16 protein-coding genes are annotated in these 18,348 nt (G+C 59.9%); 8 read left to right on the top strand and 8 right to left on the bottom strand.

The features are described 5' to 3' along the window. Positions 1–1,051 precede the first annotated feature (1,051 nt). Genes ACE2AA_RS01960 through ACE2AA_RS01945 form a run of 4 tightly spaced genes read left to right on the top strand, consistent with a single transcriptional unit; the run spans position 1,052 to position 3,985 of the window. Positions 1,052–1,873, top strand: coding sequence for a MetQ/NlpA family ABC transporter substrate-binding protein (locus ACE2AA_RS01960; protein WP_395370907.1), 822 nt, complete (start codon positions 1,052–1,054; stop codon positions 1,871–1,873). Further along, positions 1,864–2,898: a methionine ABC transporter ATP-binding protein gene (locus ACE2AA_RS01955; protein ID WP_395370906.1), complete on the top strand. Its 1,035-nt coding sequence runs from the start codon at positions 1,864–1,866 to the stop codon at positions 2,896–2,898. Before ACE2AA_RS01960 ends, ACE2AA_RS01955 begins: the two co-directional genes overlap by 10 nt. Next, on the top strand, positions 2,879–3,532 hold the full coding sequence (locus ACE2AA_RS01950) for a methionine ABC transporter permease (protein WP_141259569.1): 654 nt from the start codon (positions 2,879–2,881) through the stop codon (positions 3,530–3,532). The genes ACE2AA_RS01955 and ACE2AA_RS01950 overlap by 20 nt, the downstream gene beginning before the upstream one ends. A 15-nt stretch (positions 3,533–3,547) precedes the next feature. Beyond that, a complete protein-coding gene (locus tag ACE2AA_RS01945; RefSeq protein ID WP_193558322.1) occupies positions 3,548–3,985 on the top strand; it encodes an Rrf2 family transcriptional regulator in 438 nt (145 codons plus the stop codon). A 113-nt stretch (positions 3,986–4,098) separates the two neighbouring features. Here the strand turns inward: ACE2AA_RS01945 and ACE2AA_RS01940 are convergent, their stop codons facing one another. Beyond that, positions 4,099–5,385, bottom strand: coding sequence for an NAD(P)/FAD-dependent oxidoreductase (locus ACE2AA_RS01940; protein ID WP_141259567.1), 1,287 nt, complete (start codon positions 5,383–5,385; stop codon positions 4,099–4,101). 403 nt (positions 5,386–5,788) lie between these two features. Between ACE2AA_RS01940 and ACE2AA_RS01935 the strand changes: the two genes are divergently transcribed. Further along, the gene (locus ACE2AA_RS01935; protein ID WP_141259566.1) at positions 5,789–6,550 is read left to right on the top strand and encodes an SDR family NAD(P)-dependent oxidoreductase; all 762 of its coding nucleotides are present in this window, start codon (positions 5,789–5,791) and stop codon (positions 6,548–6,550) included. Positions 6,551–6,591: 41 nt separating this feature from the next. Here ACE2AA_RS01935 and ACE2AA_RS01930 read toward each other — a convergent pair whose 3' ends face one another. The 5 genes from ACE2AA_RS01930 to glpD form a co-directional block, all read right to left on the bottom strand. Next, positions 6,592–7,350: a DeoR/GlpR family DNA-binding transcription regulator gene (locus ACE2AA_RS01930; protein WP_141259565.1), complete on the bottom strand. Its 759-nt coding sequence runs from the start codon at positions 7,348–7,350 to the stop codon at positions 6,592–6,594. 32 nt (positions 7,351–7,382) lie between these two features. Next, on the bottom strand, positions 7,383–8,489 hold the full coding sequence (gene fbaA / locus ACE2AA_RS01925; RefSeq protein ID WP_141259564.1) for a class II fructose-bisphosphate aldolase: 1,107 nt from the start codon (positions 8,487–8,489) through the stop codon (positions 7,383–7,385). A 48-nt stretch (positions 8,490–8,537) separates the two neighbouring features. Further along, positions 8,538–9,524: a class II fructose-bisphosphatase gene (gene glpX, locus ACE2AA_RS01920; RefSeq protein WP_141259563.1), complete on the bottom strand. Its 987-nt coding sequence runs from the start codon at positions 9,522–9,524 to the stop codon at positions 8,538–8,540. 39 nt (positions 9,525–9,563) lie between these two features. After that, the gene (glpK, locus tag ACE2AA_RS01915; RefSeq protein WP_395370903.1) at positions 9,564–11,063 is read right to left on the bottom strand and encodes a glycerol kinase GlpK; all 1,500 of its coding nucleotides are present in this window, start codon (positions 11,061–11,063) and stop codon (positions 9,564–9,566) included. A gap of 69 nt (positions 11,064–11,132) precedes the next feature. Further along, positions 11,133–12,695, bottom strand: coding sequence for a glycerol-3-phosphate dehydrogenase (gene glpD, locus ACE2AA_RS01910; protein ID WP_141259561.1), 1,563 nt, complete (start codon positions 12,693–12,695; stop codon positions 11,133–11,135). Positions 12,696–13,139: 444 nt separating this feature from the next. On the opposite strand from glpD, the gene ACE2AA_RS01905 reads away from it, so the two are divergent. Next, positions 13,140–13,952 (top strand): MIP/aquaporin family protein, encoded by an 813-nt coding sequence (locus ACE2AA_RS01905; protein ID WP_141299655.1) that lies wholly within the window; start codon positions 13,140–13,142, stop codon positions 13,950–13,952. A 183-nt stretch (positions 13,953–14,135) separates the two neighbouring features. Here ACE2AA_RS01905 and ACE2AA_RS01900 read toward each other — a convergent pair whose 3' ends face one another. Beyond that, positions 14,136–14,579 (bottom strand): Lrp/AsnC family transcriptional regulator, encoded by a 444-nt coding sequence (locus ACE2AA_RS01900; protein WP_019086029.1) that lies wholly within the window; start codon positions 14,577–14,579, stop codon positions 14,136–14,138. Between the two features lie 141 nt (positions 14,580–14,720). Between ACE2AA_RS01900 and alr the strand changes: the two genes are divergently transcribed. Then, positions 14,721–15,866 carry an alanine racemase gene (gene alr / locus ACE2AA_RS01895; protein ID WP_395370902.1) on the top strand — a complete coding sequence of 382 codons (1,146 nt, stop codon included), beginning with the start codon at positions 14,721–14,723 and terminating at the stop codon, positions 15,864–15,866. A 34-nt stretch (positions 15,867–15,900) separates the two neighbouring features. Continuing rightward, the gene (locus ACE2AA_RS01890; RefSeq protein WP_395370901.1) at positions 15,901–17,157 is read left to right on the top strand and encodes a D-amino acid dehydrogenase; all 1,257 of its coding nucleotides are present in this window, start codon (positions 15,901–15,903) and stop codon (positions 17,155–17,157) included. 105 nt (positions 17,158–17,262) lie between these two features. On the opposite strand, the gene ACE2AA_RS01885 is transcribed toward ACE2AA_RS01890, so the two are convergent. After that, on the bottom strand, positions 17,263–18,228 hold the full coding sequence (locus ACE2AA_RS01885; protein ID WP_141299649.1) for a LysR family transcriptional regulator: 966 nt from the start codon (positions 18,226–18,228) through the stop codon (positions 17,263–17,265). Positions 18,229–18,348: the final 120 nt, after the last annotated feature.

The following is an 18,348-nucleotide window of genomic DNA, read 5'->3' as shown; positions in this document are numbered from 1 at the left end:
GTTTACGTATTATACCGTTAAAATAACGTCAATAACGTATTTTATCATTTCCCCTTCAAACACGTTGGAACCGCATGAAAAATCGCTAAAATATCAATTAACCAACTGTTATTTATAATAATATTTTATTTTTGAAACGAGGTGCAAAAAATTATGGGAGATGTTTTTGTCACATATAATACGATAACATTCGTATTATACCGTTCCCCATATCGGGCCAGAAACCATATGTTCCTGATGTCTTAAAAAGGATGAAAACACCTATAAACGTAGCCACCATACGTAATGCGTCATGATATCCGAATTTCGTATATTCCATTAAATTAAAGGGAATAATCCTTATATATAGCGTATCAGGATACAATCCGGTCCTGCCTGCTCCATGCTTCGTTAACGGTAGAAACAACCAGACTGTTCCCCTACGTCACAGATGCATGGTACGGGGTCTTGCGCCATAAATACGATTGCATACGTGAATTATTCCACGATACAAAATGCGTTTTTCCTGTGGCTACAGATCCATGCAGCGCCACCTGTAACCTATCTTCACACGCGTCCATTTATTGGTCGCAGGTAGCAAATATGCCATGCCTTCCTTTACCAAAAACAGGGTAGCAGAAAGAGTCTGCGACTCTGGTCCATGATGGCGTGCAGCCCACACCAGCCTACCCTGAACGTCAGGTGATATCGGACCAGACATGACCAGCGGAGAGTTTTCATATCCGGCGCCGATTATTCACTATACGATAGTGTTTTTACGCAAAATTCGATGTCACCATGACGATATTTTTTTATTTTCAATGGGTAGGCTATGATATCCCTGCCTGCTACAACGCCATCCCGGTGCCTCCGGGCGGTTAGCGGACAATCTCTCCCCAAAAAATTAACTTATTATTTCGTGATTAATATTGACTTACATGTATCATTGTATTTTCATACGTTCATCAATCTGCCGCCAGCCGGATCACGCCATGACAGCATCCATGCGTGACCGTATCAAACGCAATGCCGTTTTTCTGCTGCAAAAACAGTCGTCCGGATCAGGAATGATATGAAACCGAACCGCCCCATCACAAGAAGACGCGCCCTTTCCCTGCTGGGGGCCGCAGCCTGCCTGCCCACGATCCATACGGCCCGGGCGGCGGACGCCAGAAAGCTGCGTATCGGGATCATGGCGGGCGAGGATGAAGATCTGTGGCGCGTTATCGCCGCCAATGCCGCAAGAGAGGGGCTGGACCTCTCCGTCGTGACATTTTCAGATTACAACACCCCGGACGAAGCCCTGGCCGAGCATGAAATTGATGCCAATGCCTTCCAGCACGGCCCCTTCCTGCAGGCGCAGATCGCAGCACGCGGTTATAATATCGTCGCAGTCGGAAATACCTGGTTCTCCCCCATCGGGCTGTATTCGGCACGGTGGAAGTCGGTAGCCGACCTGCCGCAGAACGCCGTAATCGGGGTGCCGAACGACCCCAGCAACGAAGGCCGCGCGCTGCACCTGCTCGAAGCCGTGGGGTTGATCAGACTGCCTCCTTCCGCAGGCCTGCTGCCGACACCGCTGGATATCACTAACAACCCGCGTAACCTGACATTCCGTGAACTGGATGCCGGGATTGTCGGGCGCTCCCTGCCCGATCTGGATGCGGCCATCGTCAATACCAACTGGGCGCTGAAGGCGGGGATTGACCTGCAGAAACAGAAAATCGGGCAGGAATCGCTGCACGATAACCCGTACGTCAACTTCATTGCCGTCAACGCGGCCGATGCGCAGGCCCCGTGGGTGACGCCACTGGTCAATGCGGTCCACCAGCCTTCCACCAGTACTGCGATCCAGACGATTTTCCACGGTTCGGTGCTGCCAGCATGGACGTAAGTCTGGTCCAGGTCAGCAATATCAGCCGCAGTTTCGGCGGCCACCTTGCGCTGGATGACATAAGTTTCACCGTGGCGCGGGGCGAGATACTGGGCGTAATTGGCCGGTCGGGAGCTGGCAAGAGCTCCCTGCTGCGCTGCCTTGGCGCACTGGACCGACCCGATGCCGGCCATATCGTGATTGAGGGACATAACCTGACCACCCTGCCCCAGGGGCAACTGGTCAGCCTGCGGCGCAGGATCGGATTTGTCTTCCAGCATTTCAACCTGCTGGGTTCCCGCACGGTGGCGGGCAATATCAGCCTGCCGCTTGAAATAGCGGGCATGCCACGGGCGCAGCGCAGGAAGCGGATTGCGGAACTGCTCTCCCTCGTCGGGTTATCGGACCATGCCCACAAGTGGCCAGCGCAGCTGTCGGGTGGACAGAAACAGCGTGTGGGCATTGCCCGGGCACTGGCCAATGCACCCGTCCTGCTGCTGTGTGATGAAGCGACATCCGCACTTGATCCCGAAACGACAACATCCATTCTCGACCTTCTGGCCCGCATCAACCGCGAACTGGGCCTGACCATCATCATGATTACCCATGAAATGGATGTCATCCGCCGCATTGCCACCCATCTGGTCATTCTCGATCATGGGCACATGATTGAAAATGGTCCGACGCTGGACATTCTGGGTGCGGATACACAGTCCCCCGTGACACAGGCCCTGCTGTCGGAAACACAGCCGCGGGTTCCCCCCGCCATCCGCGCAAAACTGGTGGAAACACCCGGCCCCGGCGCACATGTGGTCATACGCCTGCGCATGGGGGGCACGGCGGCAGACCTGCCGCTGCTGTCCACGCTGGGACAGCGTTTCGGGGTGGACGCCATCGTGCTGGCGGGCGGCACAAACGAAATCGCCGGGCAGCCCTTTGCCGACATGATTGTGTGCCTGAGCGATTATTCAACGGAAATTCAGGATTTCCTCCATGGCTTCGACCCATCACTGAAAGTTCTCGGCTATGTCCCGGCTGATCATTGACCTGATCCTGCGCGCAACATTGGAAACGGCGCAGATGGTGCTGGCGTCGGGTCTGGTGGCCGTGATTGGCGGCCTGCCGCTGGCACTGGTTGTGGTAAGCACCCGCCGGGATGGCCTGCTGCCCTGCCCGCCAGTCGCACGCCTGCTGGGGCTGGTCATTGATATGCTGCGCGCCATTCCCTTCATCATCCTGCTGGTGCTCCTTATTCCCGTCACCCGCATGATTGCAGGCACGTCGCTGGGGACCACGGCGGCCATCGTGCCGCTATCGCTTGCGGCCATCCCGTATTTTGCCCGCATTGCCGAAGTCTCGCTACGTGAAGTGGACCCCGCACTGATTGATGCCGTGCGAACCATGGGCGGCACGCGGTGGATGATCGTCCGCCATGTTCTTATTCCCGAAGCCCTGCCCGGACTTGTAGCGGGCCTGACCGTCACCCTGATTACGCTGACCGGGGCATCGGCCATGGCCGGGGCGGTAGGCGCAGGTGGACTGGGGGATGTCGCCATCCGTTACGGCTACCAACGTTTCAATACGGAAATCATGACGCTGGTGGTACTGGTCCTGATCGTCTTTGTCGCGTTGATACAGGCCATCGGGAACCTGATTTCAAATCATCTGCGCCATACCTGACAGGGGGCCATGCCCATGCACAGCGTACGTGACCGGACCGCCACTGCCCTGATCATCATGCTGGACGTGGCGTTTCACAGCATCGCCGGCCGGCCGGTCAGCACGATTGATATCGCGGACCGCTCCGGCCTGGCCCGGCGTGGAATCGAACCCATCGTGCAATCCCTTGCCCGGTCTGGCCTGTTGCAGGGTGTGCGTGGCCCGCATGGGGGCTACCGGCTGGGCCATCCGGCAGGCGAAATCCTGCTGGCGGATATCTACCGGGCCACGATGCATGACGACGCCCCTGCCGAATGGCGCAGGGGCACACTGTTCAATACGGTTGTCCGTCCTTTTCTGGATCAGGTGGAAGGCATCCTGACCCACGAATACAGCAAGGTCACATTGCATGACTTCGTGCGGCAGGCCGAAACACGCGGCCTGCAGCGTCCACCTGCCAGTTTTTCAATATAAAACCCTGTTTAAAAAAGAAACGTTTCCGGGTGCTGCCTTTTTTCCAGAAGGCAGCATCTTCTGAAGTTTTTTAAAAAACTTACCAGAACCGTCTTATGATTTTCTGACGGTCCTCAGTCCAGGCGAACGGAAGGACGCACGAATACATCCAGCCAGTCCACAAGGCACGAAATCGTGCCGCGCACCGGCCCGTACAGTTCAAACTGATGCTGGCGATACAGCATAAGATGCACCATCCGCGCCGATAGCCCGTGCAGCCAGCCACCACCGAACACCGTGCCACCGGGGAATGTGCCCCAGCCATTGTAATCACCCAGCGCCACCACGGCCCCCTTGTTATGAAAGGTGAAGGCAGGCAGCGGCTGGCCACTCATCATCCACGCAGGCAATGCCTTGGCCAGATGATGTGCCTGCTGGCGGGCGGCCTGCGCAGTGGGGGCGACGGGTTTTTCAGCGATGAAGGCACAGTCCCCCATGGCGAAAATGTTGTCATCTTCCATGACCTGCAGCGTCGGCCTGACCTCCAGCTGGCCGGAACGGGACAGCTTCAGCCCACCGAACTGCTTCGTCACATCCGGTGCCTTCACGCCTGCGGCCCACACCCGCAGCGTTGCAGGAACGCGGCTACCATCCTTGAGGATAAAGCCGTTTTCATCCGCACCACTGACCATGGCCCCCGCGCGCACCTCGACGCCAATGGCTTCCAGCTGCTTGACCGCAGCATCCGAGACGGATTCAGGGAAAGCCGGCAGGATACGCGGCCCGGCCTCCAGCAGGGTAATGCGTAGCTTGGGCGGCTTTTCACCAAAGCTGTAAAGCGAGGCAAGATCCAGCGCCTTGTGCAGTTCGGCCGCCAACTGCGTGCCGGTGGCGCCGCCGCCGACAATGGCGATATCCAGTTCCTGATGATTAGCGAAAGCCCGCAGCAGTTCCATGCGGAAACGGTCATTGAAGCCGTTCGCATCCACCAGATTGTCGATAAACATGCAGTGTTCGGCAACACCCGGCGTACCAAAGTCATTCGCCCGGCTGCCGATCGACAGGACCACCGCGTCATAATCCAGCGTACGGGCATCCACCACCAGTTCGCCCGTCTGCGGGTCCTTGATGGGGGCCAGTGAGATGGTCCTGGCCTTGCGGTCAAGGGCCGTGATCTCACCGGGCCAGAATTCGAAATGGTGTCGGCTGGCCTGCGACATGAAGCTTATGCGGTCATTTTCATTCGCGGCCGTGCCGGCAGCAAAGCAGTGCAGCATCGGTTTCCACACATGGGCGAAGCTCTTGTCCACCAGTGTGATCTCGGCCCGTCCCGATCGTCCGACCGAATTGCCCAGTCGTGTCGCCAGCGCAAGCCCGGCCACACCACCGCCTACAATAACGATCCGAAACTTCTGTGCCATCTCGATAATGCTCCAAACCCGCTCGCACGGCGCTCTGGCCTCCACATGGAAAACCCTGATACGCCACATCCATACAAACCATGTTGGCGGGATTATAGGCAACCCACCCCACACCCGAAACATGCGCAGGGGCGAATTCGGGCACGAAAGCATGACAACCTGTTCCCCACACCGCCCATTTCCCGCTGCGGAGCGCGAAAAACCAGGATATCGACACAACCGATCAAAAGAACCCGATCTGTTGCAACTGGACGCATATTTCCTGTCTTCACCCCGGCACGGCAGACCCGAGCGGCAGGAATACCGGGCAACATCTATCCAATCCCGACGTTAGCCCGCATAACGGCAGGTGAAACAGCTATGCCAACATACTGAAATGAATGACAGGATAACAGGAGTAACCATGACCGCCACCCCAAACGGACGCATTCAGGACAAGGTCGCCCTTATTACCGGTGCGGCAAGCGGGATTGGTCGGGCGACTGCCGAACGCTTTGCGGCCGAGGGCGCGCGGCTGGCGCTGACCGATCTCAATACCGACGCGCTGGACGAACTGGTCAGTCAGTTTGAAAAAAGCGGTGTTCCCGTGATATCGGTCCCCGCCGATGTCACAAGCGAGGCGGATATCCAGCGTGTCGTCCATGAAACCATGAAGCATTTCGGCCGGATCGATATCCTTGTGGCCAATGCGGGCGTGATCCCGGAAGCCGACCTTGCCACCGCCACGGCAGACCTGTGGGACCACACCATGGCGGTGGACGCACGCGGCATGTTCCTGAGCTGCAAATACGCCGCGGCCGAAATGGTGCATGCCGGACAGGGGGCAATTGTCTGCCTGTCCTCCATTTCCGCCTTTGCGGGACAGAAAGGACAGGCGGTCTATGGACCGGCGAAGTTCGTGGCGTCAGGCATCACCAAGCACCTCGCCATCGATCTGGCGGACAAGGGCGTGCGCGTCAATGCCGTGGCACCTGGCACGATCGACACCCCGGCAGTTGCCAGAATGGATGCGGACGCCATCCGCAAGGTCGTCGAGATGCACCCGATGGGCCGCATGGGAAAGCCTGCGGAAATCGCCAGCGCCATCCTGTTTCTTGCCTCCGATGATGCATCCTTCATCACCGGCGCGGTGCTGCCGGTGGATGGCGGGTATCTGGCACAGTAATGCCACAGGCATGGCCGGCGCGGCACGTCTGGCCATGCCCATCAGGCGATATGCAGGCCCACGTCATGTTCACGCAGCAGCGCACAGATCCGGTCGGATGGCTGGCGGTCGGTAAAGAACCCATGGACATGCGACAGGTGCCCCAGCCGCCCCATGGGCCTGCGGCCAAACTTGGTCTGGTCCGCCAGCAGGTAAACACGCCGGGCATTGCGCATCATGGCCTGCGCCACGCTGATCTCATCAGCATCGAAATCCAGCAGCGTGCCATCCTCCTCTATCCCGCTTATGCCGATCACGGCGAAGTCGGTACGGTACTGTTCGATAAAGGTACTGGCGGTGGAACCGGTAATCCCACCGTCATAAAATCGCACCAGCCCGCCGGTCACGATCACCTGGAAATCCGTCTGCGCGGACAACGGGGTCGCGACATGCAGGTTATTGGTGATGACACGCAGCGCCTTGTGCCGCCGCAATGCCTTGGCAAAGGCTTCCGTCGTGGTGCCAATGCTGACAAACAGGGATGAATTGTCGGGTATCTGCCGGGCGGCAAGGTGGCCGATGGCCTCCTTGGCGCGGCGGTTGAGAACCTGACGTTCGGAATAGGCGATATTCTCGACCGACGAGGCCAGTCCCGCCCCACCATGGTGCCGCGCCACCAGCCCGCGCCGGGCCAGCAGGTTGACATCACGGCGGATGGTCTGGACCGCAACATTCAGCCTCTGGGCCAGTTCCTCGTTCGAGACGTAACCCTGGGTGCGCACCAGTGTAATGATTTCATGGTGGCGTTCTTCAGCTGACACGTTGCCTGTTACTCCACTGCGTCATCCAAAACCTAGATCGCACGCGCGACAGTACGGCCGGTGGCCCCCAGATCGGCAAAGGACTGTTCCAGCCTGGCCACGATCCCCTGTTCACCAACCCGCAGCCACTTGCGCGGGTCATACAGCTTCTTGGTCGGCTTGCCCGTGCCGGGTGCGATCTGGTGGCTGAAGGCCTCGGCATGTTCATTTACGTAGCGGCCGATGCTGCTGGCGAATGCAAACTGGATATCGGTGTCGATATTCATCTTGAATACACCATAGGATACGGCTTCGGTAATCTTGGCCTGCTCGGACCCTGAACCGCCATGAAACACCAGCGCCAGCGGCTTTTCACCCCGGCCAGTGACCTTTGCCACCGCCGCCTGCGAATTGCGCAGGATTTCCGGCCGCAGCTTGACATTGCCCGGCGCGTAGACGCCATGCACATTACCGAACGACGCAGCAATGGTCACGAATCCAAGCGGGGATAGGGCTTCATACGCCTTCAGCACATCTTCGGGCTGGGTATACAGGTGGGCATTGTCGGCGCCATCGTCGATATCATGACCCACGCCATCTTCTTCACCGCCTGTCACGCCCAGTTCGATTTCAAGGCCAATGCCCAGCGGGGCCATGCGCCGCAGGAAGGCTGCGCATTCGGTGATATTGTCTTCCAGCGGTTCCGCCGAAAGGTCGATCATGTGCGAAGAGAACAGCGGACGACCGGTTTCCTTCACCGCTTCCTCGCTCGCGTCGATCAGGCCGGAAATCCACGGCAGCAGCTTGCGGTCGGCATGATCGGTATGCAGGATCACGCACACGCCATAGGCCGCAGCCACCGTATGCACGTGGCGGGCCGCAGCCACCGCACCCAGTATGCGGGCCTGATCCGCGTCCTTCATGCCTTCACCCGCATAAAAGCGCGCGCCACCGTTTGACAGCTGGATGATGACATCCGCGCGATTGCGGGCGGCAGCTTCCAGCACGGCGTTGATGCTGTCCGTGCCCACCACGTTCACGGCTGGCAGGGCATAGCCTTCGTCCCGGCAGGTTTCCACCAGGCGGCGGTAATCAGCACCTGTCACCACACCGGGTTTCAGCCCCAGACGGTGGGAAACCGCATTCGCTGTATCGGTCATGTCGTTCCTCTATTGCCTGTTATTGTTGTTATGCAACGGATGAAATGTTCACCAGGTCTTGGTCTGGTAGTCGTGATGGCCTTCCACGAAACGAATGGTGCCAGACTTGGAACGCATAACCAGCGAATGCGTGACCGTGCGGATGCCGCTGCGGCGGATACCGCGCAGCAGCGCCCCCCCCGTCACACCAGTAGCCGAAAACAGCACATCGCCCCGCGCCATGTCTTCCAGAGCCAGCTTGCGCGACGGGTCCGCACCGGGGTTCATCTTGCGCGCGCGCTCGATCTGCCCGTCATCCTCAAACAGCAGGCGCCCCTGCATCTGCCCATTCACACAGCGCACGGCGGCGGCGGCCAGCACGCCTTCGGGCGCGCCACCCGACCCCACGTAGATATCGATTTCGCTGTCATCCAGGCATGCGGCAATGGCAGCCGCCACGTCACCGTCGCTAAGCAGCGTCACACGGGCGCCAGCAGCGCGGGTGCGCGAAATCAGTTCCTCATGACGCTCACGGTCAAGCGTACACAGCATGAGTTCGGACACATCGCACTTCTTGGCTGCGGCCAGTGCCTTCAGGTTGGCTTCGATGCTGTTGTCCAGATCCACCACGCCTTCGGGCAGATTGGGACCGACCACGATCTTGTCCATATAAATGTCAGGCGCATGCAGGAAGTTGCCGCTTTCCGCCAGGGCCACAACCGTCAGGGCGTTGGGCAGATTCTTGGCACACAGGTTGGTGCCTTCCAGCGGGTCCACGGCAATATCCATGCCGGGGCCGCCCGCGCCCACGTTTTCCCCGATGAACAGCATCGGGGCTTCATCCATCTCGCCTTCGCCAATCACCACGGTGCCGTTGATGGCAACCGTGTCGAACGCGCGACGCATGGCCTCCACCGCCGCGCCGTCAGCTTCATTCTTCAGGCCACGGCCTGTCCATGCCGACGCGGCCACGGCGGCCGCTTCCGTCACGCGGACAAGTTCAAGGGCAAGGTTGCGATCCGTAACCTGATAGGGATTATGCCGGGTGGAGGTCATGAAACACTCTTTTCCTGTCTTCTTGCTATAATTCGTAGGTTACGCAGCAATGGTGGAACTGAGCGTACGGCGCACCGCCATATGCCATCCTGCCACCATACTGTCGCGCTGTACCTTATCCATTGTGGGACGGAACAGCTGACCGCGGCTCCAGGTACCTTCAACTTCCGCAATGCTGTTCCATACCCCCGTCGCCAGTCCGGCCAGGAAGGCGGCGCCAAGGGCCGTCGTCTCGACCTGCTTGGGCCGTTCCACCGGCGTGCGCAGCATATCGGCAAGAAACTGGCAGAACCAGTCATTGACCGACATCCCGCCATCAATACGCAGTGCGCTCAGTTCCTCGCCACCGTCCTCATGCATGGCATCCATAAGGTCAAGCGTCTGGTATGCTACCGATTCCAGCGCCGCGCGGGCGATATGGGCCGCCGTCGCATCCAGCGTCAGCCCGCAGATCAGACCACGGGCGTCCGGGTCCCAGTGCGGCGCGCCAAGACCGACAAAACCCGGCACCATGTACACGCCATGGCTGTGCGGCACGCGGGTCGCCATGTCATCGGTCTGGGAAGCGTGAGTAATCAGGTTCAGCCCGTCACGCAGCCAGCGGACGGCCGCACCCGCTACGAAAATAGAGCCTTCCAGCGCGTATGTCGTCTCGGAACCAATGCGGTAGGCAATGGTGGTCAACATGCGGTTTTCGGACTGGACGGGCGTGGTCCCGGTGTTGAGCAGCGCGAAGCAGCCCGTGCCATAGGTCGCCTTGGCCGTACCGGGTTTAAAACAGACCTGGCCTACCATGGCGGCGTTCTGGTCACCCGCCATGCCCGCGACCTTCAGCGGTTCGCCAAACAGGTCGGCTTCCGTCTCACCAAAGATTTCGCTGTTGGTCCGCACTTCGGGCAGGATGGCGCGCGGCACGTTGAACAGCGCCAGCAGGTCATCATCCCATGCGCAGCTATGGATATTGAACAGCAGCGTACGTGATGCATTGGTCGTGTCGGTGGCATGCACGCGCCCACCGGTCAGCCGCCACAGCAGGAAGCTGTCGATCGTGCCGCAGGCCAGCCTGCCCTGCTCGGCCTGCGCGCGTGCCCCTGCGACGTTATCAAGGATCCACGCAATTTTCGTGGCCGAGAAATAAGGGTCCAGCAGCAGGCCGGTGCGTTCGCGTACCAGCGCCTCATGCCCCTGTTCATGCATACGCGCGCAGACGGGCGTCGTACGCCGGTCCTGCCAGACGATGGCGCGGTGAATGGGCTTTCCCGTTGCCCGGTCCCATACGACAATGGTTTCACGCTGGTTGGTAATGCCGATGCCCGCGATCGTGCCCGGGCCACCGGCCTTTTCAATGGCTTCACGCGCAGTGGACAGGACGTTGGACCAGATTTCCTCCGGGTCGTGCTCGACCCAGCCCGGATTGGGGTAATGCTGGGCAAATTCGGTACGGGCGACCGAAAGGGCGTTGATGTCACGATCGAAGACGATGCTGCGGGTCGAGGTCGTTCCCTGATCGATAGCGAGAATTCTGTTCTTCTTGTTCATTATCTTCTCCTGCCCTGACGGGCGGATGCGGTTCCGGCCGTGGACGATGTTACGCCCACGGCCTGTTTGTCACGAAACTGATTTTGCGGCGACCGGCTGGCGACCACGCAGGTAGCTGTCAAGGCGGCCTGCGTCCTCATCGGTCACATGCAGGCCCATGCGGGAACGACGCCACAGGATGTCCTCGGTCGTCTGCGCCCATTCATGTGCAATCAGGTATTCTACCTCACGCGCGGTCAGGCCACCGCCAAACTGCTCGCCCATGTCAGCCATGCTGCGCGCATCACCCACGATTTCAACCGCACGTGAACCATAGTTGCGCACCAGACGCCAGCACAGCTGTGCATCAAGGAACGGGGCCTTTGCCGCAAGGCGACTGACCGCGCCATCAAACCCGCCATCGCCCAGGTCACCGCCGGGCAGCACCTGATCCGCGGTCCAGCCCGGCGCGGACAGAACAGGCAGGAAAGGCTGCAGCTTTTCAAGCGCGTGTTCGGCCAGCTTGCGGTAAGTGGTGATCTTGCCGCCGAAGATGGACAGCATTGGCGCCTGATTGCCCTGCGTATCCACATCCAGCACGTAATCACGCGTCACGGCGGAGGCGTTCTTGGCAGCGTCATCATACAGCGGGCGCACGCCGGCGTAGCTCCACACCACGTCATCAGGCGTTACCGGCCTGGTGAAATAGCGGCTGACGCTTTCGCACAGGTAGCTGATTTCCTCGGGCGAGATCTCGACCCGGCCGGGGGCCTGCGTCCACGGTACGTCGGTAGTGCCGATCAGGGTGAATTTCTGCTCGTAGGGGATCGCGAAAACGATACGCTTGTCCGGGTTCTGCAGGATATAGGCCTGCGGCCCGTCAAACAGGCGCGGCACCACGATATGGCTGCCCTTGACCAGACGCACGTTCTTGTCGGAATCGACCTGCGCGCGCTTGCGCAGCACTTCGCTCACCCACGGGCCACCGGCATTGACCAGCACTTTTGCCCGCACGGTCGTCTGGCTGCCATCGCGCGTATTCTCGATCACCGCTTCCCACAGGCCATTCACGCGCCGTGCCTGCACCAGGCGGGTGCGGGTGCGGATATCGGCGCCATGGGCCCTGGCGTCCATGGCGTTGAGTACAACGAGGCGGCTGTCCTGCACCCACCCGTCGGAATAGGCGAAGCCACGCGCCAGCGTGCCGTTGAGCGGCTTGCCCGCCGAATTCGTGCGGAAATCAAGCGACTTGCACTTGGGCAGCGTCATGTTGGGCGCAAGGTGGTCATACAGGAACAGGCCAAGGCGCAGCATCCACGCAGGCCGTGCCTGCGGGGTATAGGGCAGTACGAAACGCATCGGCCAGATGATGTGGGGTGCTATGTGCAACAGGCGCTCACGTTCGATCAGCGCCTCGCGCACCAGCCGGAATTCATAATATTCAAGGTAGCGCAGACCACCATGGATCAGCTTGGTGCTGGCCGATGAAGTATGGTTGGCCAGGTCGTCCTGCTCGACCAGCAGGACGGACGCGCCCCGCCCCGCAGCATCGCGCGCGATGCCCGTGCCATTGATCCCACCGCCGACGACCAGCAGGTCGAGCGGACCGCCCTGTGCCGCGGGGGTGCGGAATGTTTCGTCCTTGGACGCCATGGTAGATGTTCCTCCTGATATCAATGTTCGTAAACGAACATCATGAGCGTTTCAATAGGGAAATCGCACATCTGCCATGGCATTCCATGAAATATTTTATGCATAAATATTGCCGGTTTTAGACATAAATTCGCCACCTGTTAGTATTTACCTGTGCCAGACGGTTTTTGTGCATGTGCGAAAACGCGCGGCATGACCTGTCACTCCGCCCCGCCGCTGTCTGACACACGCCAGCACGGTATGCCCCCAAATCCGCCAGGCTGGAGAGGTTTCATGAAATATGATGAAATAATCGGGAAAAAGAGAAACTTTCCCCCCGGCAATCACGTGTCCCTCTTCCCGACCCGCGTATGTTCGTTTAAGAACATGTCAGGGCAGGAAACCCGCCACAAGGCGGACAGCCCATTCCCATCGAATGATAATAAAAGAATAAAGTGGGTTAAAATGCTAAAGAACCGACAGTTTCTGGGCGAACTGATATCAGAATGCATTGCGGTCATGATCATTGTCCTGATCGGCGATTCCGTGGCTGCCATGTACACGCTGTATGATCCCAGTCCGTACAAGCTCTCCTACTGGGGGGTGTCCATTGTATGGGGGCTGGGTGTGACCATCGCAATTTACGTGACCGGTAGTGTATCGGGCACCCACGCCAACCCCGCCGTATCGGTGGCGCTGGCGCTTTACCGTGGTTTTTCGTGGCGCAAGGTGCCGGCATACTGTGCGGCACAGGTATTGGGGGGCGTACTGGGGGCCGCCCTTGTCTATACGCTGTACCAGCCGGTGATAGACCATTACAACCAGTTGCATGGCATAAGCCGCGCCGATGGCGGGGCAGCGGGGGTCTTCTTTACCCATCCGGGCGAATTCATCACGCCGCTCCATGCCTTCATGGATGAAACCATCCTGACGGCGCTGCTGGTCGGCGGTATCTTCGCGATTACCTGCGAATACAATACCGTCGCCCCGCAGGCCAATTCCAGCGCGCTGATCATCGGGCTGCTGGTGGCCAGCATCGGCGCGTGTTCGGGCTATCTGGAGGCATGGGCCATCAATCCCGCCCGTGACTTCGGGCCGCGCCTGTTCTGTTTCCTGGCCGGATGGGGCGGTTCAGCCCTGCCTTCGGCAGACAATTTCTGGTGGGTGCCGATTGCCGGCCCGCTGCTGGGCGGCGTGGTCGGCGCGGGCTGCTACCAGTTCCTGATCCGTCCGTTCATTCCACGTCACGCCAGTGCGGTCATTCCCCCAGCCCCGTAAAGCTTCCCTTCAGTCACCGGGTTATCCCGTCGGTATCACGTCCCATCTTGGGTCCGACCCACACCTGCCCTGCCGTGCATGTCCGGGCCGGACCGCGCATCCCGGATACCCGACTTGATGAAGCCTTAGATAACGCTGCCCTTAAAAAAGGCAGCACCCGGAAACTTTTATTTTTATCAATATCTAGCGCTGCACGACGGTGCGGATGGCGAAGTTGCTCTGTATCCGGGCGACGCCGGGCATGCGCGACAGCTCTTCTTTGTGGATGCGTTCATAATCGGCGGCATCACGTGCCTCGACGCGGACCAGATAATCGGCATCCCCCGTCATCAGGTAGCATTCGCGCACATCAGCGCATTCGCGCACGCGGGCTTCGAACCGGCGCAGACATTCCTCCGTCTGGCGTTCCAGCGTGATCTGTACGATCACGGTGGTCATGCCGTGAACCGAACGCTCATCCACCAGGGCGCGATAGCCCCGGATCACCCCGTCTTTTTCCAGCATCCGCACCCGCCGCAGACATGCGGAAGGGGACAGGCCAACCTTCTGTGCCAGTTCGGCATTGCTCATCCGTCCGTCATGACGAAGGTTGCGCAATATGGCGTCTGTCAGACGATCGAATGCCATGATGAATTTTCCGCTTATTTTAGTATATAATTGCGTACAGCTAATCCTTAATCGCATAAAATTGCATTAAACGACAGGACATTTTGTTTCTATCAGCGTACGATCACCCTGTCCCGCCAGCCCGATGGAGTACACGTTCCAATGCCTGACCTGCCTTCCTTCCCGCACGCTACCGGCTGGGCCGCGCCGGGTGCGGGTGCGATGCTGGAAATCGATCTGGGCGCGATCGCGGCGAATTACCGCCTGCTCAATGCCCGCACGGGCAGCAGCATCTGTGCTGCCGTGGTCAAGGCTGATGCCTATGGACTGGGTGCCCACCGGGTTGCCCCCGTGCTGGAACAGGCCGGGGCGAATACCTTTTTCGTCGCTCATCTGGAGGAAGGCGTCCGCCTGCGGCCGCATGTCGCCCCAACCACACGCATCTTTGTCCTGCATGGCCCGATGCCAGGGACCGAAGCCGAATTTACGCGCCATAACCTGCTGCCGGTGCTGAACAGCATGGAACAGATTGCCGGATGGCGCGCACATGCGGGCCAGATGGGCATGTTCCTGCCCGCTGCCCTGCAGGTTGATACCGGCATGTCCCGCTTTGGGCTGTCTGATGCGAATGTCACCATGCTGGCAGCCAACCCGGACCTGCTGGACGGTATCGAGACCCGGCTGGTGATGAGCCACCTCGCCTGCGCCGATACCCCGGCCAACCCCGCCAACGTCATGCAGCGCGACCGCCTGCGCGCCATGGCCGCCCGCCTGCCCGCGGCGCCGCTGGCTCTTTCGGCTTCATCAGGGATTTTCCTTGGGCCCGATTACCATTTCGACCTTGTCCGCCCCGGTGCGGCCCTTTACGGCCTGGCCCCCAATGAAGACGCGCCCAACCCCCTGCATCCCACCGTGCGGCTGGGCGCGCGTATCGTCCAGCGCCGCACCATCAGCGCGGGCGACGGCGTAGGCTATGGCCTGACATGGCGTGCCACGGGGCCTGCCCGCATCGCGACATTGGGTATCGGTTATGCCGACGGGTTCCTGCGCCATGGCGCGAATGGCGGGGGATGTGCGTGGCTGGGGGACTACCGGCTGCCGATCCTTGGCCGCATTTCCATGGATTCCACCACCATCGACGTAAGCGACGTGCCCGAAAGCGTGCTGGCACAGGCCACGCATGTGGACATGATCGGCCCGCGCCGCAGCGTGGATGATGTCGCCCGATCCGCTGGCACCATCGGCTATGAAGTGCTGACGGCGCTGGGTTCCCGTTTCCATCGCGCGTACCTGACACAGGCGGCGTGATGCGTTTCCACCCGCCAGAAAAGGCATCTGTGTAATGAAAATCATCGTTCTGGGTAGCGGTGTCGTCGGTGTGACATCGGCATGGTACCTTGCGCAGGCAGGGCATGAGGTCACTGTGGTGGACCGCCAGCCCGAAGCAGGCCTTGAAACCAGCTTCGCCAATGCGGGTCAGGTCTCGCCGGGCTATTCATCCCCCTGGGCTGGCCCGGGCGTACCGCTGAAGTCGGTCAAGTGGCTGCTGATGAAGTACCGCCCCTTCGTGTTCTGGCCCATGCCTGACCCGCATCTGTGGAAATGGCTGGTGCAGATGCTGGAAAACTGCACCACCGCCGCCTATGACCGCAACAAGGGCCGCATGGTGCGCATTGCGGAATACAGCCGTGATGTGATGCGCGACCTGCGCACCAGCACCGGCATCACCTATGATGACCGCCAGCAGGGCACGTTGCAGGTTTTCCGCACGCAAAAGCAGCTGGATGCCATCGCGGGTGATATTAGCGTGCTGGAGCAGTACAATGTTCCATATGAAGTCCTGACACGTGAAGGCTGCGTGAAGGCCGAGCCGGGACTGGCATCATCGGCGGACAAGATCGTGGGTGGCCTGCGCCTGCCGGGGGACGAGACGGGGGACGCGTTCATGTTCACCCAGCGCCTTGCGGCCATGGCGGCAAAAGCAGGCGTCACCTTCCATTACGACACCCGCATCCGCACCATGACGAATGATGGTGGCCATATTACCGGAATCGAGACCAGCAGAGGCCGGATGGTGGCGGATTCCTATGTCCTGTCACTGGGCAGCTATTCGCCCGCCATGGTACGCCGTCTTGGGCTGGACCTGCCGATCTATCCGGTCAAGGGATACTCGCTGACCGCTGACATCGTGAATGAAAAGCAGGCCCCGGTCTCCACCATCATGGATGAGACATTCAAGATCGGGATCACCCGCCTTGGCGAACGCATCCGCGTAGGTGGCACGGCGGAACTGGCAGGATTCAGCACAAAGCTGCGCGCCCCCCGGCGTGAAACGCTGGAACATTCGGTGACCGACCTGTTCCCCGGCGGCGGCAATATCGCAGGTGCCAGATTCTGGACCGGCCTGCGCCCGATGACGCCCGATGGCACGCCCATCATCGGTCGCACGAAGTATGATAACCTGTTCCTCAACACCGGGCATGGCACGCTGGGCTGGACCATGGCCTGCGGTTCGGGCCGGGTGCTGGCGGACATCATGTCGAACCGGATGCCCGACATCCCGTACGAGGATCTGGGCATCGTGCGCTACGGACAGTAAAGCGACTGTCTGCAAATAAAAGTTTCCGGGCGCCGTCTTTTTTTTCAAAAGGCGGTGTTCTTTGAAGCTTTTTGAAAAAAGCTTCTCCAGAACCTTCTTTATGTCTCAGGTTCTGGTTTCAGCCGCCACCGTGGCGGGGGAAAACCCGTCAGGCAGACCGCCCCCACGCTGGCGTACGACCTGATAGACCGTATTGCGCAGCCAGCGATGCACCGGGTCGCTGTCGCGCCTTGGGTGCCATGCCTGAAATGAATGCACCGGGGGCAGTTCGAACGGAAATTCGAACTCCTCAAGGTGCATCGACCTTATGGGCAGGTAATCGATGGCGATACCCGGCAGCGGCAGGATCATGTCCGTCATGCGCAGGGTTTCAACCATGGCATAATAGGTGGGCACGACCATCACCACCCGCCGTTTCAGCCCGAACCGTTCCTTCAGCACCGCATCAATCGGCCCATGCGGCCGTCCCCGGCGTGACACGCTTATATGTTCGTACCGTGCGACCGATACGGGCGTAATCCCTTCCGTCAGGATGGGATGGCCCGCACGCACCAGTGCGCGGAAGGACGTGGGAAAAATACTCTGCCGCCGTATTTCCGAACGCATGTCGTCGGACGCACCCAGATAAAGGTCAATGCGCCCTTCGCGCAGGTCGTTGCTGGGTTCCTCATCCGTTTCCGGGGCGAAGGTTATGGTGCAGCCGGGACAGTCCCTTCGCAGTGCAGCAAGGATCGCGGCACCAAAGGCCCCCACGATCAGGTCATTCGCCCGCAGGGTAAAGTGGGGGGACAGACCGGCAAGGTCGGGTGTGTCCTGTTCCTCCAGCAGGGAATCAGCGCCTTCAACCAGCGCCTGCACCCGTTCGCGGATGCCCAGCGCAAAGGTCGTGGCGACCAACCTGCGTCCCGACGCCACCAGGATGGGGTCGCCAAAGACCACACGCAGCTTGGCAAGGGTGCGGCTCATCGCGGCCTCGCTCACCTGAAGCCTGCGCGCCGCGTGGGAGACACCTTCTTCCTCGATCAGGGCCTGGAGACTGCGCAGCAGGTCGAGATCGTAGCGTTTTCTCATGACCCTGCGTGACTTCCCCACAATGAAACCGGAACGCAGCCGTCCCGATTATCCTGAAAAAACGGATTTGACCAATCCGTAAAATGAAAGTGTCACCTTACGCGATCATGGGTATTCGCG

This window comes from Komagataeibacter diospyri (genome assembly GCF_043995075.1).
GTDB classification, from domain to species: Bacteria; Pseudomonadota; Alphaproteobacteria; order Acetobacterales; family Acetobacteraceae; genus Komagataeibacter; species Komagataeibacter diospyri.
Note: the sequence above shows the minus strand (reverse complement) of the source record. Positions and strands in the feature narration are given on the sequence as shown.

What these genes read in the sequence shown, in the direction of transcription:
- ACE2AA_RS01960 (WP_395370907.1), top strand. Translation starts at nt 1,052, where the DNA reads ATGAAACCGAACCGCCCCATCACAAGAAGACGCGCCCTTTCCCTGCTG.
- ACE2AA_RS01955 (WP_395370906.1), top strand. Translation starts at nt 1,864, where the DNA reads ATGGACGTAAGTCTGGTCCAGGTCAGCAATATCAGCCGCAGTTTCGGC.
- ACE2AA_RS01950 (WP_141259569.1), top strand. Translation starts at nt 2,879, where the DNA reads ATGTCCCGGCTGATCATTGACCTGATCCTGCGCGCAACATTGGAAACG.
- ACE2AA_RS01945 (WP_193558322.1), top strand. Translation starts at nt 3,548, where the DNA reads ATGCACAGCGTACGTGACCGGACCGCCACTGCCCTGATCATCATGCTG.
- ACE2AA_RS01940 (WP_141259567.1), bottom strand. Translation starts at nt 5,385, where the DNA reads ATGGCACAGAAGTTTCGGATCGTTATTGTAGGCGGTGGTGTGGCCGGG.
- ACE2AA_RS01935 (WP_141259566.1), top strand. Translation starts at nt 5,789, where the DNA reads ATGACCGCCACCCCAAACGGACGCATTCAGGACAAGGTCGCCCTTATT.
- fbaA (WP_141259564.1), bottom strand. Translation starts at nt 8,489, where the DNA reads ATGACCGATACAGCGAATGCGGTTTCCCACCGTCTGGGGCTGAAACCC.
- glpX (WP_141259563.1), bottom strand. Translation starts at nt 9,524, where the DNA reads ATGACCTCCACCCGGCATAATCCCTATCAGGTTACGGATCGCAACCTT.
- glpK (WP_395370903.1), bottom strand. Translation starts at nt 11,063, where the DNA reads ATGAACAAGAAGAACAGAATTCTCGCTATCGATCAGGGAACGACCTCG.
- glpD (WP_141259561.1), bottom strand. Translation starts at nt 12,695, where the DNA reads ATGGCGTCCAAGGACGAAACATTCCGCACCCCCGCGGCACAGGGCGGT.
- ACE2AA_RS01905 (WP_141299655.1), top strand. Translation starts at nt 13,140, where the DNA reads ATGCTAAAGAACCGACAGTTTCTGGGCGAACTGATATCAGAATGCATT.
- ACE2AA_RS01900 (WP_019086029.1), bottom strand. Translation starts at nt 14,579, where the DNA reads ATGGCATTCGATCGTCTGACAGACGCCATATTGCGCAACCTTCGTCAT.
- alr (WP_395370902.1), top strand. Translation starts at nt 14,721, where the DNA reads ATGCCTGACCTGCCTTCCTTCCCGCACGCTACCGGCTGGGCCGCGCCG.
- ACE2AA_RS01890 (WP_395370901.1), top strand. Translation starts at nt 15,901, where the DNA reads ATGAAAATCATCGTTCTGGGTAGCGGTGTCGTCGGTGTGACATCGGCA.
- ACE2AA_RS01885 (WP_141299649.1), bottom strand. Translation starts at nt 18,228, where the DNA reads ATGAGAAAACGCTACGATCTCGACCTGCTGCGCAGTCTCCAGGCCCTG.